We start from the raw sequence: 24,363 nt of genomic DNA, 5'->3' as shown, positions 1-24,363 counted from the left end.
GTTGCATCGCGCCTTCTGACAGCCCGTGCTGGCCTCCTTGGCTTGTAGTGCCCTTGGCCGCGCCTTATTTAACGCGTAATTGTCGCCTGCAAGCATGACTACGGCCAATCGTGCCGTGTGTTTGAAAGCGTCCAAACCAGAAAGGCAGCTCATGCCCAAGATCGCTCTCGTCGATGACGACCGCAATATTCTGACTTCAGTGTCCCTGACACTGGAGGCCGAAGGCTATCAGGTCGCCACCTATACCGATGGCGCTTCGGGCCTGGAGGGTCTGACCACTGACAAGCCCGACCTGGCCATTCTCGATATCAAGATGCCCCGCATGGACGGCATGGAACTGCTCCGCCGCCTGCGCCAGAAATCCGACATTCCAGTTATCTTCCTGACGTCCAAGGATGAGGAGATCGATGAACTGTTCGGGCTTAAGATGGGCGCCGATGATTTCATCACCAAACCATTCAGCCAGCGTCTGCTGGTCGAACGCGTCAAGGCCATCCTGCGCCGCTCAGCGCCGCGCGACCCTTCTGCGCCCGTTGGTCCAGGCGGCGAAGCCAATCCAAGCAAGGCGCTGATCGAGCGTGGCGCGCTGGTGATGGACGAAGAGCGCCACACCTGCACCTGGAAAGGTCAGCGTGTGACCCTGACCGTGACCGAGTTTCTGATCCTGCAGTCGCTGGCCCTGCGCCCCGGCGTGGTCAAGTCGCGCAATGCACTGATGGATGCGGCCTATGATGATCAGGTATATGTCGATGATCGCACCATCGACAGCCACATCAAGCGCTTGCGCAAGAAGTTCAAGGCGACCGATGACGACTTCGAAATGATCGAGACGCTCTATGGCGTCGGCTATCGCTTCAAGGAGCAATAAGCGCCTGTGGCCATTCTCGAGCCTGAACGCCAGCACCAGTCCGACGCCGCGCCCGAATGGCGCGCGCCGGGCGCGGACGAGAATGTACCCCCCGCCAGGATAAGCTGCGTGCGGGGCGGCGCTGGCGTCCGCTATTGGCTCCTTTTTACAAGGTTGCGGGGGCCATCAGCCGCTTTCTCGATCTGACAATTTTCGCCAGCCTGACGCGCCGCATCATCGTGCTCAATATGGCGGGGCTGCTGGTGCTGGTGGTTGGTATTCTCTACCTCAACCAGTGGCGGGCCGGGCTGATTGATGCCCGTGTGCAGTCGTTGCGCGTGCAGGGCGAAATCATCGCTGCGGCGGTCGCGGCCTCCGCCACGGTTGATAGCGATGTGATCTCGGTCAATCCCGATCGTTTGCTGCAATTGCAGGGTGATGGCGCGGTATCCTCGCTCTCCTATTTTGACCCGACGCTCGAATTTCCCATCAATCCCGAACGCGTTGCGCCGCTGCTGCGCAATCTGATCACCCCCACCCGCACCCGTGCCCGCATCTATGATCAGGGCGGGCTGATGATCCTTGATAGCGACAATATCTATGCGCGCGGCGAGGTGATGCGGCAGATCATCGAGACCAAGCAGGCCGATGAGTTCTTCCTGTGGGACTGGTGGAATGCGGTGCTCAACTGGGTGCCGGGCGACAATTTCCCGAAATATCAGGAATACGGCGTCGATGAGGGCAGCCGATATCCTGAGGTCGCTTCAGCCTTGCAGGGGGCGGCAGCCGATTTCGTGCGCGTTGACGGTCAGAACCAGCTGGTGGTTTCGGTTGCGGTGCCGGTGCAGCGCCTGCGCGCGGTCGTTGGCGCCATTCTGCTGTCCACGGCGCCGGGCGATATCGATTCCATCGTCGCCCAGGAGCGCTGGGGCATTCTGCGTATCGCCATGATCGCCGCGGCGGTTCAGATCGTGCTGTCCTTTGCGCTAGCTGGCACCATTGCGGGGCCAATGCGGCGCCTGTCTGCGGCAGCAGAACGCGTGCAGACCGCTGGCAATGCCCGTGCTGAAATCCCCGACTTTACCGACCGCCCTGACGAGATCGGCCATCTCAGCGACGCTTTCCGTCGCATGACTGACGGACTCTACAATCGCATCGAAGCGATTGAACGTTTTGCCGCCGATGTGGCGCACGAACTCAAGAACCCACTGACCTCGCTGCGCAGCGCCGTCGAAACCCTGCCACTGGCCAAGCGGCCCGAAGATCGGGAGCGTCTTAACGCCATTATCCAGCATGACGTTAAACGCCTCGACCGGCTTATCACCGACATTTCCAGCGCCAGCCGGCTCGATGCCGAACTGGCGCGCGAAAGCTCGGAACGGGTTGATGTCGAAAAACTGGCCGAGGCCATTGTCTCGATCCAGAAAGACATGGCCTTGGGGCGCGGTGTAACCGTCGAGATGGACAAGCGCAGCGGCAAGGGCGCGGCTATCGTCAACGGCCATGAAAGCCGCCTGGCACAGGTCTTCGCCAACCTCATCGACAACGCCGTTTCCTTCTCGCCCGAAGGTGGCGTTGTGCATGTCGCCCTCAGCACCGACGCTGAGGATGTCACCATCACGGTGACCGATCAGGGGCGCGGCATTACCGGCGATTTCAACAAGATCTTCCAGCGTTTCTATACTGACCGCCCCGACACCGAGAGCTTTGGCGACCATTCCGGGTTGGGTCTCTCGATCAGCAAGCAGATCGTCGATGCGCACAAGGGCACTATCAAGGCCCATAACCGTTCCGATCATTCCGGTGCTGTCTTCTCGGTTGTGTTGCCGCGCGCACGCAAATAGATTGGCGCGATGAGCAAGCCAAAGAACGCGCCGCAAAATGTGCATGGCACCGGACTGTTGCTGGGTTCCACCGGGGTGCTGCTGCGCGGTCCATCCGGCGCCGGCAAGTCGGTGCTGGCCTTGACGCTGCTTGACCGCTGGGCATTGCGCGGCCTTCCCGCCTTTCTTGTCTCCGATGACCGTGTTGATCTGATCCAGGCCGATGGTCAGGTCGATATGCAGGCACCTGAGAACCTGGCTGGCCTGATCGAACTGCGCGGTCGCGGCATTGTCAGTCGGCCCCATCAGGCCCTGGTCTCGCTCGATCTGGTGATCGACATGGTGCCCGATATGGTGCGCATGCTTGAAGAGGACGAATTCGTTACCGACATCGCCGGCACGACAGTGCCGCGCGCGCCGGTGCCCTTTGGCAGCGTAATCAGCCTTGGTCATCAGATGTTGCTGGTGATCGAAGCCATTTCTGCGCTCGACGGGCCGTGACAAAATACCACTTGAATCGTGTCCGCTACCGGACAAGACTGGCGCTCGTTCGGCCGATTGGTGCGAGCTCAGACATGTGCGCGCTGCCCTGGGGTGACCGCGTCGGCATGAGACAAATTACATTGGATAGCTGTCGGCGCCACGTCGCAGGCGTATCTCGACATGCTGGGGACTTTGCATGATTGGTCTGGTTCTGGTGACGCACGGCGCGCTCGCCAATGAATTCAAGGCGGCGCTAGAACATGTCGTCGGTCCGCAAGAGCATTGCGAGACCATCGCCATTGGTCCCGAAGACAATATGGAAGACCGCCGCAACGACATTCTTGCCGCTGTGGACAGCGCCGATGATGGCCAGGGCGTGATCATTCTGACCGACATGTTCGGCGGCACCCCATCCAACCTCGCTATTTCCGTCATGCAGAACCGCGAAGTCGAAGTCATCGCCGGGGTCAATCTGCCCATGTTGGTCAAGCTGGGCCGCGTACGCAACGACATGAGCATCAAGGATGCTGTGAACATGGCGCAGGAAGCCGGGCGAAAATACATCACGGTCGCCAACTCCATTCTGGGAGCCGACTGATCATGGTTGCTGCGGTGCTGGATCGGGGCATGTCGGGGAGAACCATCTGATGGATGCCAGCCGTGCCGTGGCCCAGCAACTTACCATCGTCAATCGCAAGGGCCTTCATGCACGCGCCTCGGCTCGTTTCGTACGCACTGCCGAGTGTTTCGATGCCACCATCGCTGTCATCAAGGACGGCAATTCGGTTGCTGGCAACTCCATCATGGGGCTGATGATGCTCGGCGCCGGTCCCGGCAGCACCATTCTGGTGCAGGCCAGCGGCAAGCAGGCGCGCGAAGCACTCGAAGCGATTGTTGAACTGGTCAATAATGGCTTCGACGAAGACAGCGACGGCGCTCCGGAATAGTGCAACGACACTGCTGCGCCGCACGTTGACCATGAGCGGACACCGTCCGCTGCACCAGCAGGAGGGGTGGTCAGGTCATGCGGCGCATCATTGCCGGTATCGGCGGTTTGGGTCTGGCGCTCACGCTGAGCCAGTTTCCTGAATATGCCCAGCAATATACGCAGCGCCTTGGCGGTGCCGTCGATGAACTCCGCGTCATCACGCAGGACTTCGACCGTGCTGCTGAGCTCGGTGGGCTAGATCGCACCCAGGCCCTGCAACGCTATGGCGCTTCGGCTGATGGGTTTCTGGCCGAGCGCGGCACCGCCATGGCCGCAACGTTCGCCCGCTATGAACAGCTCAGCGCCACGTTGCAGCGCATTGAAAACGCCGACCCGATCACCCGTTTTCAGACGCTTCCAGCCTATCTCGACAGCGATATCGGTCGCCGCACGCTGGAAAACTATCAACCCGCCGTGCCCGTTACCATTGAAGGCGTGCTCTATGCGGGCGGCGGCTTCATGCTGGGTTATCTGGTGCTTTCAGGGCTTTGGCGCTTCGTCACCATGCCCTTCCGGCGCCGGCGGCCCGTCTATCGCATCCAGCGCTGAAAGGGGATATAAACTTATCTTTATATCTCCGGTTGATCCTGTGAGCGGCCTTGCGTATAGCTTTGCCAACGCTACACCTCCCGGAGTACACCCATGACCAAATTCACCGATTACGCGGTTAGAGACATTTCGCTGGCCGATTACGGCCGCAAGGAACTCGATATCGCTGAGGTCGAAATGCCCGGCCTGATGGCTATCCGCGAGGAATATGCTGCTGCCCAGCCTCTCAAGGGCGCGCGCATTGCCGGCTCGCTGCACATGACCATCCAGACCGCCGTTCTCATCGAGACGCTGGTCGCGCTGGGCGCCGAAGTGCGCTGGGTCAGCTGCAACATCTTCTCGACCCAGGATCATGCTGCTGCAGCCATTGCCGCCGCCGGCATTCCCGTGTTCGCCCACAAGGGTGAAACGCTCGAAGAATATTGGGCTTTCACCGATCGCATGATGGATTGGTCCGATGGCCAGACCCCCAACATGATCCTCGATGATGGTGGCGACGCCACCATGTACATCCTCAATGGTGCCAAGGCCGAGATCGACCCCTCCTTCCTTGAAAAGCCCACCAATGAAGAAGAAGAAATCTTCTTTGCCACCATCAAGCGTCGTCTGGCCTCGAGCCCTGGCTTCTTCTCGCGCATCCGCGACGCCATCCGCGGCGTCTCCGAAGAGACCACCACGGGCGTGATGCGTCTGTATCAGCTGCACGCCAAGGGCGAGCTGCCGTTCCCTGCCATCAACGTCAATGACTCGGTCACCAAGTCCAAGTTCGACAACAAGTACGGCACCCGTGAATCCCTGGTCGATGCCATCCGTCGCGGCACCGATGTCATGCTGGCCGGCAAGGTTGCCATTGTTTGCGGCTTTGGCGATGTGGGTAAGGGCTCGGCAGAATCGCTGCGTGGCGCTGGCGCCCGCGTGCTGGTCACCGAAGTCGATCCGATCTGCGCCCTGCAGGCTGCCATGGAAGGCTTTGAGGTCGTGACCCTGGCCGATGCCGCTCATCGCGCCGACGTCGTTGTCACGGCCACTGGCAACCGCGACGTGCTCATGGTCGATGACATGCGCAAGCTCAAGGACATGGCCATCGTCTGCAATATCGGCCACTTCGACAACGAGATCGACGTGCTCGGCCTGCGCAACTTCAAGTGGACCAATGTGAAGCCACAGGTCGACCTGATTGAAAAGCCCGATGGCAAGCGCCTGCTGCTGCTCTCGGAAGGCCGTCTGGTCAATTTGGGCAATGCCACCGGTCATCCGAGCTTTGTGATGAGCGCTTCCTTCGCCAACCAGACCCTGGCCCAGATCGAACTGTGGACCAATGGCGAGAACCTCGAGAAGAAAGTGCACGTTCTGCCCAAGCATCTCGATGAGAAGGTTGCCGAGCTGCACCTGGCCAAGCTGGGCGCGACGCTGACCAAGCTGACCAAGACCCAGGCCGACTATATCGGCGTGAGCACCGAAGGCCCCTTCAAGTCGGGCGAATACCGCTACTAGGCGTTCCGCTCGAGCGATCCAACATGATGCCCGCAGCGTCGCGCTGCGGGCATTTTTTGTGCTTTTGGATGTTCCTGTTTCGTTTCAGGTCAAGCCCCGATATCGACAGTTTGCCTGCCATGCTTGGCCATTAAGACTCTTTTAGGCGATTCGACGGACCGCTATGGTCAGGGTGATTCGGCTGCTGGGGGACACGCAGCCGGTTCGGAGCTGGCAAAGATCTTTTTGGGTCGCGTATGCCGTTCTGTTTGAGTGACTGCGTACCGGCTCTTTGCGGCGCCGGCCTGGCAACCAACATCTTTGACCTAGAGGGCAGCGCATGGCGCCGGATCACTTCCGGAAGCATTGGGGATTCGCGGTAATCGCGGCAGCCCCTCTTACTCTGTTGACGGCGGTCCCCGCTCTCGCACAGGGAACCCAGGTGGCAAGCTTCGCCGGTGCAGCTCCAATCGCGATCGCCGCTGGCGCAGGGGCTTTTGCCCTGCTGTCCATGGCCGTCATCCGCACCATGCTGGCCGACGGCAAGGCTGCCCGTCAAAAGGCCGCCGAACAGATTGCCGGGTTGCGCGCCCTGGTCGACGAGTATGAAGCCCTGCTCTCCGGCACCCGCGAAGTCACGGTCCTGTGGACAGATGATGGCGCGCCCAAACTGCTCGGACAGGCCGCCGCGGTGCTGCCCGTCGGGCGTCAGCCCGAAAGCGTACTCAACTTCCAGAGCTGGCTGCATGATGCCGATGCCGATCGGCTGGCGCGCCTGCTCGAAGACCTGCGCGTGCACGGACACGCCTTTGCCGTCAGCCTGAACGCGCTGGATGGGCGGCTGGTACGTGCCAATGGCTGGGTGCTCGGTGGCGGTACCGCCATGCGGCTACGCCCCGCCTTCATGCAGCCCGACACTGATCCCAATCTGACCGCCGCGGCTGTCGCCACCAGCGCCGATCTGACCAGCGTGCGCGCTATTCTGGCGACGCTCACCAAGCCGGCCTTTGCCCGCGATGGCCATGATCGCCTGATCTATGCCAACCGGCCTTATCTCGAACTGGCCCGCGCACTGGGCAAGACCGGCAGCGAAACCGCGCCACCTGAACTGCTCGATCCCGATCAGTTGCGCCAGCACCTGCAGGCCTGTGAGGCGGACGAAGAACCCGCTAAGCTCTCGGTCGCCTGGCGCGGGCAGGGCGCCTTCGAGCTGGTCGAATTCCCCGTTTCGGGCGGGCGCGCCGGCATGCTGCGTCCCATCGAGGATCAAGACGTTAATACTGGCGATGACGCCGTCGCGCACATCACCGGTATCATCGATACGCTGGCCACCCCGATTGCCATCTTCAATGCCAAGCGCGAGCTGATCCAGTTCAATCAGGCCTATGCCGGGCTGTGGGGCCTGTCCGAAAAGTTCCTGACGCTGGGCCTCGATGAGCGCGCCATTCTCGACAAGCTGCGCACCGAAGGCATGCTGCCCGCGCAGGTGAACTACCACAAATGGCGCGACGAGCATCTCAAGGCTTATAGCCGCACCGAACCGTTTGAAGACGAGCCCTGGCACCTGCCCGATGGCCGCACTATCAAGGTGATCTCGGCCCCCGCGGGCGCCACCGGTGGCGTGATCTACGTCTTTGACGACATCACCGAGCGCCTCAAGCTGGAATCCACCAACAAGGCCTTCTCCAATGTGCAGCGCGAGACCATCAACTCGCTCTCGGAGGCCGTGGCCGTGTTCGGCACCAATGGCCGGCTGACCCTGTCCAATCCGCGCTTGTCCGCGCTGTGGAAACTGCCCACCAATGAGCTGGGCCAGAACCCCCATATCGACCAGATCGCCGAGGCCAGTGGCCGCGCCATTCCCGAAGATGGTGCCAGTATATGGCGTGATCTCAAGCGGGGGATTATCGATCTCAATCCGACCCGCTCGGACCAGACCGGGCGCATCAATCGCTCCGATGGCCGCCTGCTCGATTATGCCATCACGCGGCTGCCCGACGGGCAGACCATGATGACCTTTCTCGATGTCACCGAAAGCGCCAGCTACTCAAAAGTGCTCAAGGAGCGCAATGACGCCCTGGTCGCCGCCGACGTGCTCAAGGATGCCTTTGTCGAAAACGTCTCCTACGAACTGCGCTCACCCCTGACCAATATTATCGGCTTTGCCGAAATGCTGGCCAGCGATGCCGGCCCGCTCAATGAACGTCAGAAATCCTATATCGATTATATCCGCGCCTCTTCGGTGACGCTGGGTGTTCTGATCGACAATATTCTGGACCTCGCCTCGGTCGATGCCGGCATTGCCGAACTACGGCCCGAACAGCTCGACGTGCACAAGCTGGTCGAAAAGGCCCGCGCCGGTCTGTCGGCCAGCTTCCCCGAGATCTCGGGCGAAAAGCCGATCAATCTGGTGGTCGACATCGATCCCGCACTGCCCCCCTTCATCGCCGATGGCACCCGCATCGTGCAGGTGCTTTATAACCTGCTCTCCAACGCGGCGCGCTTCTCCCCGCCCGGCGGCGAGATCAAGCTGACCATTGCCCATCGCGGCGAACGCATGCTGTTTGTCATCGAGGATGAAGGCCCCGGCCTGACCGATGAGATGAAATCGGCCATCCTGACCCGGCTCGACAATCCCGGCGGCGGACGCCAGCGCGGGGCTGGGTTGGGGCTGGCCATCGTCAAGACTTTCGTCAACCTGCATGGCGGCACCATCAGCGCCGAGCGCCGCGAACCGCGCGGCTCCAAGATCATTGTCAACCTGCCGCGGGACAGCGCCATGGCCGCTGTCGCCGAATAATGCCCGGGCTGTTCCTGCCCGATGACGACGCCACCGCTGCGCTGGGCGCAGCCCTGGCCGAGGAACTCCAGCCCGGCGATGTCGTATTGCTTGAGGGCGATCTGGGCGCCGGCAAGACTGCACTGGCGCGCGCCATTATCCGCGCGCTGGCAGGCGATCCGGCGCTTGATGTACCCTCACCCACCTTTGCGCTGGTGCAGCCCTATGACACGCCCAAGGCGCCCGTATTGCATGCCGATCTTTATCGGCTGGGCGATCCGCGCGAGGTCGACGAACTGGGGCTGAGCGACAATCTGGCCGCCATCGTGCTGGTCGAATGGGCTGAGCGCAGCCCCGATATCACTGCCGCCGCCACGCTGGTGGTCAGCCTTGCCATTCCGCCCGGCGGCGATGGCCGCAGCGCCACGCTGACCCACCGCTAGAGCGGCGAGGCCGCGCGCACATCGCCCATATCGGGCGCATCGACATGCCGATACAGCCCCTGAATGACGCCATAGGCGCCAAAGGCGGCCAGCCCCAGCGCGCCAAGGCCATAGAGCCAGGCGCCGAAGGGCAGGCGGCGCACATAATCGAGCGCGTCGGCCGTGCCGCCAGCCTGTTCAGCCGAAACGGTGAAGGCGGCGTAGAGCACAAAGCCACCAATAATGGCAAACACCGCGCCGCGCGCCATCAGCCCGAAGGCGCAGATGCGATCAAGCCACGGCCCATGCCCGGATGGCAGGCTCAGATGCTTGCGATAACCACCTGTGGCGCCATACCAGAACTGCGCCCCGGCAAAGCCGATCACCCCAGCGCCCACGGCGCCCAGCAGATAGGGCCCGAAGGGCTGTTGCAGCAACCAGGCCGAGGCGGTCTCCTCGCCATTGCCGCCACCCTCGCCGCCCCCCATGGCCAGGGCCATGCGGGCTGCGGTGAACATCAGGAACAGATTGGCCACTGCGCTGATCAACTGCCCCGCCCGTGTCGCCCAGTCATTGAGGTCATGATCGCGATCATCGGCATTGAGCAGGCTCTGCGCCAGTTTCCACAGCACATAGCCCAGCAGTCCCACGGCCACCAGCGCCAGCAACACCCGCCCAAAGGGCAGGCCCAACAGGCTTGAGAGCGCATCCGAGGAGCCCTCGGCATCCTCGCCACCCCAGATGGCCGAGCTCAGCGCCAGCCCGCCCAGCAGCAGGTAAACGACGCCGCGCGCGATGTAGCCGGCGCGGGCAAGGGTCTCGAATGAATTATCCATGGTGACGCTCCTGTGTGCACAGCAACGAGACAGGACGCGCCTGCGTTCCCGCCGCAGGGTGCAAAGCCCGCGCCAAAGTCCCGGCCCGCCGCGCTGGCGTCCGGTTTTCCCAAGGCGACGCTGCGTGGGCGAGGGCTTCCTCGCGCGGGTCGTCCGCAGCACAAAAGGTGAGGTCACGCCTCGCCCACACGCCGGGTGTGGCGCACCGCGCACGCATGGGGCGGGCTTATCATCAAGGATCGCCCATCGCCGCAAAGGCCCCTGTTTGCTGACGCTCCCCACCGCACCTGGCGAGAGGGGAAGTCGGGCCCGTCAAGATCACGCAGCGCAACAGCACCGCATGGCGGTCATTTCAGCCCGCTGCCCACCCTTGGAACAGCAGACCCCATCCGGCACGGTCCGGCAGACGGCGACCCGTTCTGCCACCCGGCCCCCACTGGCATCACTCGTCATGATCGCGTCCTGCCAGCGGGATGGCGCCATTATGGGCGCCCGGGCGCGTGCGGGGATAAATCGGGGCAAATCCGTTCAAGCCGATGAACGCCGCGCCGCCATTTCTGACGGCCTTTTGGGGGCTGTATGAACGGATCTGCACATTGATGAACGGATTTGCGCTGGCTGATCGGCAGTCTTGAGGCACCGCGACAGGACTATCGGCTGACAGACTGTGCACATCGAGCGGCACTGGGGCGCGCAACAGGGCGCATTTCGCTGTGATACCGGTTGTCGCATTGGCGCAGCGCGCGCGAGAAAGAACTAGCCCCGACGGACCGTGCCAGTCAGGGCGACGCTATCGGCCAGCGTGTTGGAGATGGTGCCATATTTGCGCACATTGGTGTGCAGCAGCTCAAGCCGATGATCGCTCTCATCGGTGTCGACCACCAGCTCATAGGTGATGGCGGTCAGCTTGGGCGGGGCATCCTGGCGCTCGGCGCTCAGCGATACCGTTACGCCGGAAAATCCGAATTTCAGCATCGGCGCCGAGCGTTCCACGCCCTTGATCATGCAGGCGGCCAGAGAGGCTAGCAGCAGTTCCACCGGATTGAGCGCATTCGCGCGCCCCGCCAGCGAGGTATCAAGCACCACCAATCCCTCACGCACCCCGGCATGACTACCGTGCTCGTCATCGCGGCGGGCGGTGATGGTGTAGGTGCGCATGGCGTGGGTCTCCCGGATTGTTGGGGGGAGTGTAGGGGAGATTGCGGGGGGGCTTTGATCGAGCGCAATTTTGGGGAGCGTGGTGGGGCCAAACCACTGTTAATTGCCGGCAAAAAGGCGTTATCTGTCTGTGGTAAAAGAAAAAGATAGACTGGAGGGGATGATGACCTACAGAGTTTTGGTCACCGAAGTGACCAATTATGGAACTCTATTCTGTGTCGCTGGGTGGGATATTGGTCGTTCTGAAATGATAAGGCCTGAGCCACAGGGATCCAATGCTCATCAAGAGGCATCTCGATTTTGGAGTGCTGAGATGGCCGGCCCGGACCGGATTCTAGCGGTTGGCAACATCGTTAGGTTTGACGCCGACTCACCACCGGCGACTTTCGCGTATCCGCACGCGACGGAGGACCGCGTCGTCACCGCAGCGGGGGTAACAGTTGAAGCGCAGGTATCAGCCAAAAAAATGATAAGTGCAGTCGCGGGTAGCGTGAGCACTTCTTTGCCGGCTATGTTCAATGGTTTTCAACGGCAGGCAAATGGAAAGGCCTTTGTGCCGGGCGGTACGCTTGGTAGTTCTTTGGGGGCGATAGAACTGGATTCGTCTAGGGTGAAGTTCTTTGTGAATGAATTCAACGGCAGCAAAAAACTCCGAGTGAAAATTCAAGACGATGTCGCAAGCTACGATTTGGGAGTAACGTCGGACGAGCTTAGATCGTTGTGGCGGACCTCGGGTGTGGCGTCTCTAAACGAGATGTGCGCGCAAGCTAGTCTCGTTCATATCAGGGCTGGCCTAGCGCGCCCTTTTCCAGAAGGCAGGTGCTACGTCCAATTGAATGGAGCCTATATTAGTTAGATGCTTGAAATATTCTCGATAGGGCATTCCGATCTGGAGATCGGAAGGTTCATAGAGCTACTGCGCCTTTGGGAAATATCAGCGATAGCTGATGTGAGATCCTCGCCGTTCTCAAGGCGCTCACCTTGGTTCAGTCAAGACGAATTGAGAGCCGAGCTGGCGCTTAACTCAATTAAGTATGTATTTTTGGGTCGCGAACTGGGCGGGCGACCAGCAAGTGACGACCTTTTTGAGGCGGGAACTGCCAACTATGAGAGAATGTCTAAAACACTTGGATTTTTAAGCGGCATAGATAGGGTTGTTGGTGGCGCCAGAGAGTACAAAATAGCCCTAATGTGCTCGGAGCGAGATCCTCTACATTGCCATCGATGTTTGCTTGTTGGTAGAGCGTTGAAGGACTGCGGCCACAAGATATGTCATATCTTACACGACGGACGCATTGAGACTCAGTCAGACGCAGAAGACCGCATGCTAAAAGAGGACAAACTCGATGTCCAAGACCTTCTCGCTAGTGAAGAAGACAGACTGGAGGAGGCATATCGCCGTCGAAACCAACGATATGCCTACTCTCGGGCAGGGATGGAAGTGAAGAAATGGAGAAGCTAAAAGTAAATACTATAGGGTTTACGAAAACAAGCGCACATGAATTCTTCAAAAGACTTGGAAATGCTGGTGTAAAAAAGTTGATTGATGTTCGATTGAATAATACATCTCAACTTTCTGGATTTGCTAAGGCTGTTGACCTTAAGTTTTTCTTGAAGGAGATATCCGGCATAAGTTATGAACATCTGCCAATTCTCGCTCCAGAAAATTCTATGTTGAAAGATTATAGGAATGGCGCAGCGACTTGGGCGGCGTACAGTGACAGATTTCTCGAGCTTATGGAGACTAGGCGTATTGAATCAAAGCTCAACCCTGAATCTTTTGCCGATTCTTGTCTCTTATGCTCTGAAGACCAAGCACATCACTGTCACAGGCGCTTGGTCGTCGAGTACCTGAATGACAAATGGAAGGGCGCGCTAGATATTCGCCATATCTAGTCCTCCTAATGCGCCTCGTCCCAGTTCCCTGCCGCATTGGCATCCACCTGGATCGGCACCGTCAGCCGCACGGCGGGTTCTGCCGCGCCTTCCATCACGCGCTTGATCACCGGGATTGCGGCGCTCTCGGTGCCTAGTGGCACTTCGAAGATCAACTCGTCATGCACCTGCAGCAGCATGTCGGCGTCGATCCTGGCCTTGTTCAGCTCGGGCTCCATGCGGATCATGGCGCGGCGGATGATGTCGGCGGCTGAGCCCTGGATGGGGGCGTTGATCGAGGCGCGTTCGACAAAGGCGCGTTCGCTCGGATTGTGCGATTTGGCATTGGGGAAGTTGATGCGGCGGCCAAAGATGGTGGTGACGTGGCCATCTTCCTTCACCTTGCGGCGCTGCTCTTCCATATAGTCCTTGATGCCGGGGAAACGCTCGAAATAGGTCTTGATGTAGTCCCCGGCCTCGCCGCGGCCAATGCCCAGCTGATTGGCCAGGCCAAAGGCGGAAATGCCGTAAATAATGCCGAAATTGATCGCCTTGGCACGGCGGCGAATATCGCTGGGCATGCCTTCGACGGGCACGCCGAACATCTCGCTGGCGGTCATGGCGTGAATATCCAGCCCCTCTTCAAACGCATCCTTGAGCGCCTGGATATCGGCGATGTGGGCCAGCACGCGCAATTCGATCTGGCTGTAATCGGCGCTGACCAGGATTTTGCCCGGCGCGGCGACGAAGGCGGAGCGGATCTTGCGGCCATCCTCGGTGCGCACCGGAATGTTCTGCAGGTTCGGATCGTTTGAGCTCAGCCGTCCGGTCAGCACCGAATGCTGGGAATAGGTGGTGTGGACGCGCCCGGTGCGCTCATTGATGTAGGCGGGCAGGGCGTCGGTATAGGTGCTGCGCAGCTTGTTGAGCTGGCGCCAGTCGACAATGGTGCGCGCCAGCGGCACGCCCTTGAGCGCCAGATCCTCGAGCACATCGGCCCCGGTCGACCAGGCGCCGGTCTTGGTCTTGGTGCCGCCCTCAAGCCCCATCTTGTCGAACAGGATTTCGCCCAGCTGCTTGGGCGAGCCCAGATTGAAGGTCTGCTCGGCCAGCTCATAGGCCTGCGCCTCAAAGGCGGCGGCGCGCTGGGCGAACTCGCCTGACAGGCGCGAGAGAATGGCGCGGTCGATATTGACGCCACGGCCCTCCATGCGCGCCAGCACCGGCGCGAGCGGGCGGTCGATGGTTTCGTACAGCGTGGTCATGTTCTCGGCCACGAGACGTGGCTTGAGCACCTGCCACAGCCGCATGGTCATATCGGCATCTTCGGCGGCATAGCGCGCGCCGTCTTCGAGTTTGACCTGGGCGAAGGTGATCTGCTTTTTGCCCGAGCCGATCAGGTCCTTGATCGACTGGCCGGCAAAGCCCAGCCAGTGTTCACCCAATTCGCCCATGGTATTGAACTGCGGTCCATCGAGCGCATAGCTGAGCAGCAGCGTGTCATCGACCGATTTCACCGCCACATCATAGCGCGCCAGAATGCCGATATCGTATTTGGCATTGTGGAAGATTTTCAGGATCGAGGGGTCGGCAAACAGCGGCTTGACCATGTCCAGTGCGAGCCGGACATCCATCTGCCCCTCGACCAGCCCGCCGCCGCCAAAAATATCGGCCTCGCCATCGGTGTGGCCCAGCGGCAGATAGGCGCCCGTGCCCGGGGCGATGGAAAACGACAGCCCCACCAGATCGGCGGTCTGATTGTCGAGCCCGGTGGTCTCGGTATCGGTGGCGACATGGCCCGTCATTTCGATGGCGTCGATCCAGCGCTGCAGCGCAGCCGCATCGCGGATGATCTCATAGTCTTCGGGCTTGAACGGGATGGCGCGCACGCGCGCATGCTCGGCCGCTGCATGGGCGACGGTGGCGGCATTGCTGCGCCCGGTCGCCTCATGCCGTGCTGCCCGGCTTTCCGCCCGCGCCGCATTGTCAAACCCCACCGCGCCCGGCGCCGCCGTCGCGGCATATTCCGGGTCGGCCTCGAAATCATCGGGATTGGCCTCAAGCTTGCCCGACAGCCGCTTGGTGATGGTGGCAAATTCCATCGCCTTGAGGAACGGGAACAGATTGGATGGCTCCATCGGTTGGCGGATCAGCGCGTCGATATCGAGCTCGACCGGCACATCCTGGCTCAGCGTCACCAGACGCTTGGAGACCAGCGCCAGATCGGCATTGGCCTTGAGTTTTTCGCGCCGCGCGTTCTGCTTGATCTCGTCGGCATGCTCGAGCAGGTTTTCCACCGTGCCATAGGTATTGATCAGCTCGGCGGCGGTTTTCACGCCAATGCCGGGCACGCCGGGGACATTGTCCACGCTGTCGCCGCACAGCGCCTGCACCTCGATCACCTTGTCCGGGGTGACGCCGAATTTCTTGAACACCTCATCCATGCCGATCCAGCGCAGCGGCGGCTGGCCGGGGCGGGCAATGGTGTCCAGCATGCGGACCGAGCCATCGGGTTCGATCAGCTGCATCATGTCCTTGTCGGACGAAACGATGGTGGCCTTGCCGCCCGCCTCGCGCGCCAGACGTGCATAGGTGGCGATGATGTCGTCGGCCTCCCAGCCCTCCATCTCGATCGAGGGGATCGAAAACGCGCGGGTGGCCGCCCGGGTCAGCGGAAACTGTGGCACCAGTTCAACCGGGGCGGGGGGACGCTGCGCCTTGTATTCGGTATAGATATCGTCGCGGAACGTCTTGCCCGAATGATCAAAGATCACCGCCATATGGGTGGGCGCATCCTCGCCCTTGAGGTCCTCGGTGAGCTTGTAGAGCATGTTGCAGAACCCCTGCACACAGCCCACGGGGAGCCCGTCCGACTTGCGGTTGAGCTGGGGCAGGGCATGGAAGGCGCGGAAAATATAAGCCGAGCCGTCGACGAGCAGCAGATGCATATCAAGCGATTCCGAAGGTGAGATCGCGCTGACTTTAGGCCAGATCGCCGTCCGCCAAAAGGGTCGCGCGGCGGGAACCGGGGCACAACCTTGCGCGTTAGCGACAATTGCCGTTGTCGGCGACAAATGGCATGTTGCGACAACGCATTTGAGCCGTTTTTGCGCGCTATGGGCAGCGCGCGCGACGCATGGAGGGCAATGTGGCCGATATTTCCGGCACATCAGAGGGTTCGAAAATGCACAATCAGGCCAGCAAGGCTGCCGTCATCCTGGTGGTGGACGATGATGCGCTGATCAATATGAACGCGGTCGACATGGTCGAGCAGCTTGGTCACACAGCGCTCGAAGCCTATTCGGGCGCCGAGGCCCTGACCATTCTGGGCAGCCAGCAGACCGTGGATCTGTTGATCACCGACTATGCCATGCCCGGCATGAACGGGGTGGAACTGGCCAATCAGGCGCGCCAGCTGCGTCCTGACCTGCCCATCGTGCTCGCTACGGGCTATTCAGAACTGCCCGAAGGCATCGAGATCGACCTGCCGCGGCTGCCCAAGCCCTATCAGCAATCCGATCTGGCCAATCACCTTATGGTGCTGCTCAATGAGCGCGCACCCGCCAATGCCGGCTCAGCGCAGGCCTGATTTCTGCAACAGGCCAAGCCTCTTGGCATCGTAATAATAGCCCCGCGCATAGAACTGCACCGCGCGGTCGTAATTGCCCTGCGCGGTGACATAGGCGCCGGCCAGATAGCGCACGGCGAAGCGCAGATTGGTCTCGGCATCGAGCAGGCCCGCCGGTGCCCCGCGATAGCCCTGGCCACTCGCGGTGGCGTGGCTGATCTGCATCAGCCCGTAATAGGGCCCGTTGCGCGCCCCCGCATTGTAATTGCTCTCGCGCACGATCACCCGGCGCACCAGATCCTCGGGCACCGCATACTGGGCCGCGTAATGGCCGATCAGCCCATCCAGCGAGCCCTCGGTATAACCCAGGGCGGAGGTGGCCATCGGCACGTCAGCGGCCTTGGGCACATGCCCCGCCGGCGTGCTGGGGGCAGCAAAGACCTCAAGCGCCGCGGTGGCCGGAGCGCGCACGCTGCCGCTGGCCGGCTTGAACCCGCTCATCGAGCAGCCCGCCACCAGCAGGCCCAGCGCGATACTCGCGCCCATCAGGCCAGCGCTGCGACGCCATGTGGTTGAATTTGTCATGTGGCCACCCTTAGCCCATTTCACCTTTTGCGGCGATAGGGCCCAATCAGGGCAGCTTGAAGGCAGTTAACGGCAAAGCCGTAGCAGCTGCGGCCGCTCAGAACAGATAAACGCCCTCGCCACCGCGAAGCCGTTCCATCACTGCCTGGCAGTCGGCGCTGAGCTGGGCGTAATTGTCCTCAAGGCATGCCTGCATCGGATCGCCATAGCCGACCCCGGCGCACCACGCCTTGCCGTCATCGCCGCATTTGCCAATCAGCTCACCCACCGACACGGCCTGGGCCATGCCGGTCAGCGCCAGAACCGCGCCCGCACTGAGTAGAATTCGCCGCATGATCAGTCTCCATTGCCGGGCCATGTCTTTACGCATCCGCCCCCGGCCCGGATCAGTAAACGTGTCGGGGGTGCGATGTGATCGCGCCGGAACGCGCACCGGCGGAACCCTTCAGCGTCTGCCGCGGTTGTCCTGACCCAACAGTAAGGGCCGTGCCATGTCCGTAATCGACACCGTCGTCACCGAACCAACCAGTCCCGAGCAGCAGCTGCAGCACTTCATCAATGACCGGCAATTCCCCTGCGTCGGGGCCAAATCGGCGCTCAAGCAGGGGCGGTTGACCACCTATGTGGCGCGTTCGATCGACAGTGCCTGGAACGATGTCGAAATTCAGGATCGGCTGATGCAGTTCGCCTGGGACTATCATGATCAGCCCACCCTGTTCACCAGCTTCGCTGTGATTTTCGAGGGTCCTGACGGGCTGGGCGAAGACGCGTTTGAGCGCCATATGTGGGCGCGCATCCAGTCACTGACCGCCAAGGACAGCTGGCGCGGCCAGCCCCATGACGCTCGCGTCAGTGCCGATCCCGATGATCCCCATTTCTCGCTCAGCTTTGGGGGGAGGCGTTTTTCGTGGTCGGCCTGCACCCGCGCGCCAGCCGCCCGGCGCGCCGCTTTGCCCATCCAGTGATGGTGTTTAATCTGCATGACCAGTTTGAAACACTGCGCGCCCTGGGACGCTACGAAAAGCTGCGCAGCGCCATTATCGATCGCGACGTGGCTCTGGCGGGTACGCCCAACCCGATGCTGGCCCGCCATGGCAGCGTTTCCGAGGCGCGCCAATATAGCGGCCGTGCGGTCGCCGATGGCTGGTCCTGCCCCTATCACCGCGCCGGCGCGACCGATCCGCTGGCCCGCCCGGCAACCGATAGCGAGGGCGCCAAGTAATGCTCACCGAGACCGCAACACGCCCTGACACCACCCAGATCATCCCGCCCCGCTCGGGCGCCGCCTTTACGCTCAATGCGGGCCAGACCCTGACGGTGATCGACCCCGAGGGTGGCCAGGTCGCTGATCTGCTGGCGATCGCCAGGGCCGATACGCACGAAATGCTCTCTTCGGGGCGCACACTCGATTATGCCGAGACCATCTATCTCAGCACCGGCCACAAGCTCTATTCCAACCGCTCCAATGTGCTGCTCGAGATCATCGAGGATACCGTGGGGCGGCACGATTTCCTGCTCACCCCGTGCAGCGAAGCCACCTTCCGTCTCTGCTACGACAATGAGCCGCCCCATCGCGGCTGCCATGGCAATCTGCATGCAGCGCTCGCTCCATGGGGCATTGCCGAGGACGCCATTCCGGTCGCCTTCAACTGCTTCATGAATGTGCCGGTGGACGGCGCCACCGGGCGCTTCAAAGTGCTGCCGCCGCTCAGCAAGGCAGGCGATTTCATCCGCTTCCGCGCCGCCACCGACCTGATCATCGCCCTGACCGCCTGCTCGGCCCCCGCCAGCAATGGCGGCAGCTTCAAGCCCATCCACTATCGGGTGGAGGGCTGACTGAGCACCAAGCTCTGCCCAATTCCCGGTCAACGCGTTGGGTCTGATGGCTCCGAATCCGGCAGTAAGGTACGCTCTTGGGCTGTAGTTGTGCGGGTGCCCCGTGGGTAGAGAGCCGGTGGCTGAGGGGCAGAGCTGGGGCTGGTGGATGAGAACTGGTTGTGAGCGCCGAGGGGAATCCGCTCCTGAACCGAAAGCTGATTTACTCGTTCAGTCAACAGCTAGCCCGTTGCCAAGGAGCGCACCGCTTGAGCCACCAGATGGTCCTTCAAGCCGGGCAAAACAAAACCGACCAACCCCGTTGCGCCGATCGCCAGCTTTGGATAGTTTGCGCCCGTTCAGCCGGGGCACTGCCCCGCCTCACGGATGCACCCGTAGCTCAGCTGGATAGAGCGCTGCCCTCCGAAGGCAGAGGCCACACGTTCGAATCGTGTCGGGTGCGCCAAATTATCTGTAACTTTTGTTCTTCGCCTGCGCTCCTAGCTTGGGGCCGCTATCCTGACTAAATAGCAGCATCTCGACCGCTTATGCCTGAGCGCCAAGCCTCACTTTGGCGCTGCTGCGTAACGGCGCTACGAGCACGCCGACGATCGCGCAGATGGCGGCGAAGTAGACGGTGACCGTCAGAATGCCAAACATGGCATTGGTCAGGCCCATCACGAAGTGGCCGGCAATCAGCGTGCCCACCACCACAAGCAGGCCGTTGCGCGTAGCAGAAGGTGGTGCGCGCATGACTTCAGCAAGCGGCGCGAGCATGAAAAGGCCGTAGGCTACCAGCCCCAGAATGCCTGCGCTGGCCGCGAAATCGAATATGTCATTGTGCAGATGGGGCGCCCCGACAAATAGCGGCGCCTCCATGCTGGCGGCTGCAGCTTCGACAAAGCCGAGAGGTCCATGCCCAAAGATAGGCGAGGCCATGAAAGCGTTCAGGCCGCCCTGATACATGCTCAGGCGTATTGATGTTGCCTCATCTGTGGGCAGGCCGGTCTGCAGGACATCAGCCAAGTCGAGCATGACGCGCTCTACGCCAGAGATCTGGCCCAAACCGGCGGCGAACCCCATCAGTATGGCGAGGACCACAAACACGCCCGCAACCGCAAGGGTTCGTAGTTTAATCATTCGCATCAATGCGGCAGTCGCCACGCTGACAGTTGCCATCACGACGAAAGCAACAACAGCACCGCGCGTGCCGGAAAACGTTACGGATACACCTGCAAGCAAGGGCCCGGCCAAAAACAAATACCAGTAGGAAGTCCTTACGTAGACCATGCCGATAAGGCAAAAATACCCCGATAGCAGTGCCACGTCGGCAAAATGTATCGGATTGGCAACCGAGGCCCCAGCTCGTGTCGACCCGGTTAGCAGATAGTCGTTCAGGGCGATCGCTACTGTGCCGGCGGTGCCGAGAAGTCCAAAGGCGACCAGCAAACTCGGATCGGGAGGGGTACTGTCGCGCGACAAGGAAACCAAAGGCCAGATCGCCAGCACCGGTGCAAAGGCCAGAACACCTTCCAGCCCGCCAATTGACCCAGCGCCGGCAATGAACGAAATGCACAGAAGCACTAGCCCGCACAGCGGCATCCAGACGATGGGGCGTGTCCAGACAGCAAGGTCTGCCGTCCGCAACAGCAAAAGTCCCAAGCCACCAGCGAGCAGAAATAGTATGTTGCCCGCCTCTGGCGAAACGGGAGCCATCACCAGCGCCGCGACCAATGCGGAAAGTAGAAGATAATATCGCATAGAGCCAAGCGTCCGTTCTGATGACGGGCTTTTCATGGCATGTGATGGCGGTCACAGCAAGCAAGCCCGGCCACAATTCAGCCAGTTCACCAGTCGGGTGCCGGCCAGCAAATAGTCACCTGTACTCGCCCGGAACAGATCATCGATCAGAAGACCAAACCTTGAACATCGTGACCAAGCGATGCCATTTTGCAGCAGCTCGGTTCTTATAACTGGGTGCGCCCAATGATTCTGAGTTCCAAGGGCTTTTGCATCCGCATCCCCCCCGCTACAGAGGGATCGTCTTTGAAATTCGCTTTGCGGACGGATGAAGTGGCAAGGTCTGACAAATATGTTCATCATCAATTTATTGCGTACGGTTCTGGTCCAGCTTCCGCGGACACATAAGCGAATAGCCCTGATCAGCTTTGATTTTGTCGGTCTGGGGATGGCGATCTGGCTTAGCTACTGTCTCCGGTACAGCGCCATTTTTATCCCGGATATCCGCCAGCTCTTGCTGATATTTGCCGGACCAGTGATCGCCATTCCGATTTTTGTTCGGATGGGGCTTTATCGCGCAGTTATCCGTTATATGCCGGAGCGAGCAATTTGGACCATGCTGCAAGCCATGAGTCTGGCCGCATTGGGTTGGGTGACCTTGGTATTCGTTGCAGAACTGGCCGGAAGGGGAGTGGTGCCGAGATCGGTTCCGTTTCTCTACTGGTTGGTCGGTGGCCTGGTCGTTGTAGGAAGCCGATTTGCCGCTAAGTATCTGATATGGGCACCTCGTGATGATCAGCTTCATGAGGGGCAGATACTCATTTACGGAGCAGGCGACGCAGGTGTGCAACTGGCGGCTGCGATGCGAGCGCAAGGCCGCCGGCTCATAGCGGGGTTTCTTGACGATGACGCCTCGCTCCATGGGCGAGACGTCGCAGGGATCCGCGTCTACGACCCAGAATATTTTCCGACCTTGGTCGCAAATTTCGGTATTCGCGAAGTCATCCTGTCTATTCCCTCGGTGGCCGGAGAGCGGCGCCGGGAGATCGTTCAGAAGCTCACGGGGCACTCCGTAAAAATACGCACTCTTCCCCCGATTTCCGACCTGCTTTCGGGCAACTACATGGTCAACCAGATACGGGAAATCGATATCGACGAACTGCTCGGACGTTCTTCTGTCCCCGCGGACCAAAATTTGCTGTCGGGCATGATCGAGGGACGCTCGATTCTGGTGACAGGTGCGGGCGGATCGATCGGGTCCGAGCTCTGTCGTCTTGTTCTGGAATGGAAGCCGCGCCAGGTTGTTCTCTATGAACAGAATGAGTTCGCCCTTTACAATATTGATCGCGCGTTGAAGGCGCTCAATGTCAGGAATGTGAAGGCTGTTCTTGCTTCCGTGACCGACGAGCACAGGCTGCGGCGGACGATGCTCGAAAACCAAGTCGACGTGGTTTTTCATGCAGCAGCCCATAAACATGTCCCGTTGGTGGAGGCCAATGTGTTTGAGGGGGTTCGCAACAACGTATTCGGCAGCCTGACGACAACGCGCGTTGCCTATGAATGCGGGGTCAAGAATTTCGTCCTGATCTCATCCGACAAGGCGGTTCGGCCAACCAATGTGATGGGCGCCACCAAACGTTGGGCTGAACTCATCGTCCATGACTACGCCTTGCGCGCTGCTCAGGCCGGTTCAGGGCAGAAATTCTGTGCCGTGCGGTTCGGCAATGTTCTTGGGTCCAATGGCTCGGTGGTTCCTCTGTTTAAAGAGCAGATCGTCGCGGGCGGGCCAGTGACCATAACCGACGAGCGAATGACCCGGTACTTCATGTCTATCCATGAGGCTGCAGAACTCATCGTGCAGGCCGGCGCGCTTTCACATGGCGGAGATATCTTCTTGCTGGAAATGGGAAGCCCCATCCTCATCAAGGATCTGGCAAAGAACATGATCCAATTGGCTGGGCACAAGGTGCGAGACGCTGAAAACCCAGAGGGCAGTATTGAGATAACCACAGTGGGTGCGCGTCCCGGTGAGAAAATGTTCGAGGAACTGTTCTACGACGCCACGAGCGCGGAGCCGACCAAACACTCAAAAATCCTGCGGACCGGTGGCTATGTAGAAGGCTCAGAATTGCTGGAGGGCCTGTCTCAACTCCAAGAGCACACGCAAAATCACGACGAAGATGCTCTTCGCCGGGTGTTGTTTGCCATGATCGGGCGGTTTGCGGAAAGCAAGAGCCCGGCGCGCTCAACGCTCGTCGCGAGCACCAGCACCAGCCCACACGGCTAGCCCACTGAGGGGGATGTACGATGCAAGCACCAGCCAGACTGCGCTGGACGGGTTAGCAAGGGACGCTACTGCCAGGGGAAATGCCCACAGCGCTGTCAGCGAGGCGTAGAGCAACGTTACGGTCTGATGTCCCCAGCGGCGTGACAGTTGCTGGTAGGCATGTCGACGGTGTGCATGCCATGGCCGTTCACCTCTGCAGGTCCGACGCATGATCGTTATGGTGCTGTCGGTGACAAACACACTGAGCAAGATAATCCATGACGCCATCGGAATTGCATCGGTCGTCACAGTGATCAACACAACGGCGAACAGCACAAAACCCAGGAATGTCGAGCCTACGTCGCCCATGAAGATCTTGGCAGGGGGCCAATTCCTGAGCAACAGACCACCAGTGCCTGCTGCGATGGTCATCATCGCCCCGAACACAGGTGTCTCAAACGCGTTTGAATCGGCATAGAGCCAAAGCAGTGCAGCGCCGACCAAGACGAGCCCGGCTTGGCTGGCTGCGATACCATCAATGCCGTCCATGAAGTTGAATGCGTTTATCCACCAGATCCCGGCGACGGACGTCAGGCACAGTATGGCAATGCCATAAGCGGTGACGGCATCCCCTGTGTCGCCAATGAGCAATGCAGCGCTCACCACAAAAACGATGACCGACGCCGCCTGCACGCCAAGGCGAATGGTAACGGATACGTCGCGCAGGTCATCGATAAAACCCATAACGGCGATAATCGCGCCTAAACCGCTGACCACAGCAAGAAGCGGAGCGTCGTTTAGGGCCAACAGGCCGCACCCCACCACACCCACAAGGGCGAGGCCTGCGCCACCGCCACGTGCCGTCGGAATTACGTGGGATGAGCGTTCGTTGGGTGCCTTCACGAGCCCCAGACGCAGCGCATTCCTTTCAACCACGATGCTCAGAATGTAAGACGTCAAGGCAGCTAAAAGAATGCTGAGAAGGCTGGGAATCAAGGTGCTCACTCCGGCGCCTGGAGAAACGTTTCAATCACGGACACGCAGGGCAGCGTGTCGATCAAGTTCATGTCGTCAGTTGTATGGCACCAAGCTGGTGCCGACCGCAATTGAGGGGGACCCATAGCAGCCCTGATGCCATCACCAGTGGTTTCTTTCT

General features: G+C 60.5%; 21 protein-coding genes, 1 tRNA gene and 2 pseudogenes. 17 read left to right on the top strand and 7 right to left on the bottom strand.

Features of this window, described 5'->3' with window-relative positions:
* Positions 1–151 precede the first annotated feature (151 nt).
* The 9 genes from AC0L37_RS16915 to tsaE all read left to right on the top strand — a co-directional run bounded on the left by AC0L37_RS16915 (position 152) and on the right by tsaE (position 9,385).
* On the top strand, positions 152–868 hold the full coding sequence (locus AC0L37_RS16915) for a response regulator transcription factor (RefSeq protein ID WP_212659325.1): 717 nt from the start codon (positions 152–154) through the stop codon (positions 866–868).
* Between the two features lie 134 nt (positions 869–1,002).
* Positions 1,003–2,691: a sensor histidine kinase gene (locus AC0L37_RS16910; RefSeq protein ID WP_282222546.1), complete on the top strand. Its 1,689-nt coding sequence runs from the start codon at positions 1,003–1,005 to the stop codon at positions 2,689–2,691.
* A 9-nt stretch (positions 2,692–2,700) separates the two neighbouring features.
* On the top strand, positions 2,701–3,171 hold the full coding sequence (locus AC0L37_RS16905; RefSeq protein WP_212659326.1) for an HPr kinase/phosphorylase: 471 nt from the start codon (positions 2,701–2,703) through the stop codon (positions 3,169–3,171).
* Between the two features lie 178 nt (positions 3,172–3,349).
* Complete coding sequence (locus tag AC0L37_RS16900; protein WP_212659327.1) at positions 3,350–3,751, top strand: PTS sugar transporter subunit IIA; 402 nt, start codon at positions 3,350–3,352, stop codon at positions 3,749–3,751.
* 49 nt (positions 3,752–3,800) lie between these two features.
* Positions 3,801–4,100, top strand: a complete 300-nt coding sequence (locus AC0L37_RS16895; RefSeq protein ID WP_212659328.1) for an HPr family phosphocarrier protein — start codon at positions 3,801–3,803, stop codon at positions 4,098–4,100.
* 77 nt (positions 4,101–4,177) lie between these two features.
* A complete protein-coding gene (locus AC0L37_RS16890) occupies positions 4,178–4,690 on the top strand; it encodes a DUF2937 family protein (RefSeq protein ID WP_282222547.1) in 513 nt (170 codons plus the stop codon).
* Between the two features lie 93 nt (positions 4,691–4,783).
* Positions 4,784–6,184, top strand: coding sequence for an adenosylhomocysteinase (gene ahcY / locus AC0L37_RS16885; RefSeq protein ID WP_212659330.1), 1,401 nt, complete (start codon positions 4,784–4,786; stop codon positions 6,182–6,184).
* Positions 6,185–6,605: 421 nt separating this feature from the next.
* The gene (locus tag AC0L37_RS16880; RefSeq protein ID WP_212659331.1) at positions 6,606–8,963 is read left to right on the top strand and encodes a sensor histidine kinase; all 2,358 of its coding nucleotides are present in this window, start codon (positions 6,606–6,608) and stop codon (positions 8,961–8,963) included.
* Positions 8,963–9,385 (top strand): tRNA (adenosine(37)-N6)-threonylcarbamoyltransferase complex ATPase subunit type 1 TsaE, encoded by a 423-nt coding sequence (gene tsaE / locus AC0L37_RS16875; RefSeq protein ID WP_282222548.1) that lies wholly within the window; start codon positions 8,963–8,965, stop codon positions 9,383–9,385. The genes AC0L37_RS16880 and tsaE overlap by 1 nt, the downstream gene beginning before the upstream one ends.
* Here the strand turns inward: tsaE and AC0L37_RS16870 are convergent.
* Complete coding sequence (locus tag AC0L37_RS16870) at positions 9,382–10,200, bottom strand: DUF1206 domain-containing protein (protein WP_212659333.1); 819 nt, start codon at positions 10,198–10,200, stop codon at positions 9,382–9,384. The two genes, tsaE and AC0L37_RS16870, sit on opposite strands and share 4 nt — an antisense overlap.
* A 756-nt stretch (positions 10,201–10,956) precedes the next feature.
* The gene (locus AC0L37_RS16865; RefSeq protein ID WP_282222549.1) at positions 10,957–11,358 is read right to left on the bottom strand and encodes an OsmC family protein; all 402 of its coding nucleotides are present in this window, start codon (positions 11,356–11,358) and stop codon (positions 10,957–10,959) included.
* Between the two features lie 130 nt (positions 11,359–11,488).
* On the opposite strand from AC0L37_RS16865, the gene AC0L37_RS16860 reads away from it, so the two are divergent.
* The 3 genes from AC0L37_RS16860 to AC0L37_RS16850 are packed head-to-tail and all read left to right on the top strand — an operon-like array spanning position 11,489 to position 13,254.
* Positions 11,489–12,214 carry a dual OB domain-containing protein gene (locus AC0L37_RS16860; RefSeq protein WP_473313474.1) on the top strand — a complete coding sequence of 242 codons (726 nt, stop codon included), beginning with the start codon at positions 11,489–11,491 and terminating at the stop codon, positions 12,212–12,214.
* The gene (locus tag AC0L37_RS16855) at positions 12,215–12,820 is read left to right on the top strand and encodes a DUF488 domain-containing protein (RefSeq protein ID WP_473313472.1); all 606 of its coding nucleotides are present in this window, start codon (positions 12,215–12,217) and stop codon (positions 12,818–12,820) included.
* On the top strand, positions 12,808–13,254 hold the full coding sequence (locus AC0L37_RS16850) for a DUF488 domain-containing protein (protein ID WP_282222551.1): 447 nt from the start codon (positions 12,808–12,810) through the stop codon (positions 13,252–13,254). Before AC0L37_RS16855 ends, AC0L37_RS16850 begins: the two co-directional genes overlap by 13 nt.
* 5 nt (positions 13,255–13,259) lie before the next feature.
* Here the strand turns inward: AC0L37_RS16850 and polA are convergent, their stop codons facing one another.
* Positions 13,260–16,181: a DNA polymerase I gene (gene polA / locus AC0L37_RS16845; protein WP_282222552.1), complete on the bottom strand. Its 2,922-nt coding sequence runs from the start codon at positions 16,179–16,181 to the stop codon at positions 13,260–13,262.
* A 200-nt stretch (positions 16,182–16,381) separates the two neighbouring features.
* On the opposite strand from polA, the gene AC0L37_RS16840 reads away from it, so the two are divergent.
* Positions 16,382–16,822: a response regulator gene (locus tag AC0L37_RS16840; RefSeq protein WP_435905162.1), complete on the top strand. Its 441-nt coding sequence runs from the start codon at positions 16,382–16,384 to the stop codon at positions 16,820–16,822.
* Here the strand turns inward: AC0L37_RS16840 and AC0L37_RS16835 are convergent.
* Positions 16,808–17,149: pseudogene (locus AC0L37_RS16835) on the bottom strand (transglycosylase SLT domain-containing protein); the annotation flags it as partial. The gene AC0L37_RS16840 and the pseudogene AC0L37_RS16835 overlap by 15 nt on opposite strands.
* A gap of 334 nt (positions 17,150–17,483) precedes the next feature.
* Positions 17,484–17,720: a hypothetical protein gene (locus tag AC0L37_RS16830; protein ID WP_282222553.1), complete on the bottom strand. Its 237-nt coding sequence runs from the start codon at positions 17,718–17,720 to the stop codon at positions 17,484–17,486.
* A 157-nt stretch (positions 17,721–17,877) separates the two neighbouring features.
* Here AC0L37_RS16830 and gntA point away from each other — a divergent pair.
* From gntA to AC0L37_RS16815, 3 genes and pseudogenes are all read left to right on the top strand, one after another.
* Positions 17,878–18,608: pseudogene (gntA, locus tag AC0L37_RS16825) on the top strand (guanitoxin biosynthesis heme-dependent pre-guanitoxin N-hydroxylase GntA).
* Positions 18,608–19,222 (top strand): urea carboxylase-associated family protein, encoded by a 615-nt coding sequence (locus AC0L37_RS16820; RefSeq protein ID WP_282222554.1) that lies wholly within the window; start codon positions 18,608–18,610, stop codon positions 19,220–19,222. The pseudogene gntA and the gene AC0L37_RS16820 overlap by 1 nt, the downstream one beginning before the upstream one ends.
* A 368-nt stretch (positions 19,223–19,590) precedes the next feature.
* Positions 19,591–19,667 (top strand) — tRNA-Arg (locus AC0L37_RS16815).
* An 80-nt stretch (positions 19,668–19,747) separates the two neighbouring features.
* On the opposite strand, the gene AC0L37_RS16810 is transcribed toward AC0L37_RS16815, so the two are convergent.
* Entirely contained in the window at positions 19,748–20,962 is a 1,215-nt protein-coding gene (locus AC0L37_RS16810; protein WP_282222555.1) for an O-antigen ligase family protein, read from the bottom strand.
* A 331-nt stretch (positions 20,963–21,293) separates the two neighbouring features.
* On the opposite strand from AC0L37_RS16810, the gene AC0L37_RS16805 reads away from it, so the two are divergent.
* Positions 21,294–23,228: a polysaccharide biosynthesis protein gene (locus AC0L37_RS16805; protein ID WP_282222556.1), complete on the top strand. Its 1,935-nt coding sequence runs from the start codon at positions 21,294–21,296 to the stop codon at positions 23,226–23,228.
* On the opposite strand, the gene AC0L37_RS16800 is transcribed toward AC0L37_RS16805, so the two are convergent.
* Positions 23,187–24,212, bottom strand: coding sequence for an MraY family glycosyltransferase (locus tag AC0L37_RS16800; protein WP_282222557.1), 1,026 nt, complete (start codon positions 24,210–24,212; stop codon positions 23,187–23,189). The genes AC0L37_RS16805 and AC0L37_RS16800 overlap by 42 nt on opposite strands.
* Positions 24,213–24,363: the final 151 nt, after the last annotated feature.

The organism is Devosia sp. J2-20, assembly GCF_055808475.1.
Note: the sequence above shows the minus strand (reverse complement) of the source record. Positions and strands in the feature narration are given on the sequence as shown.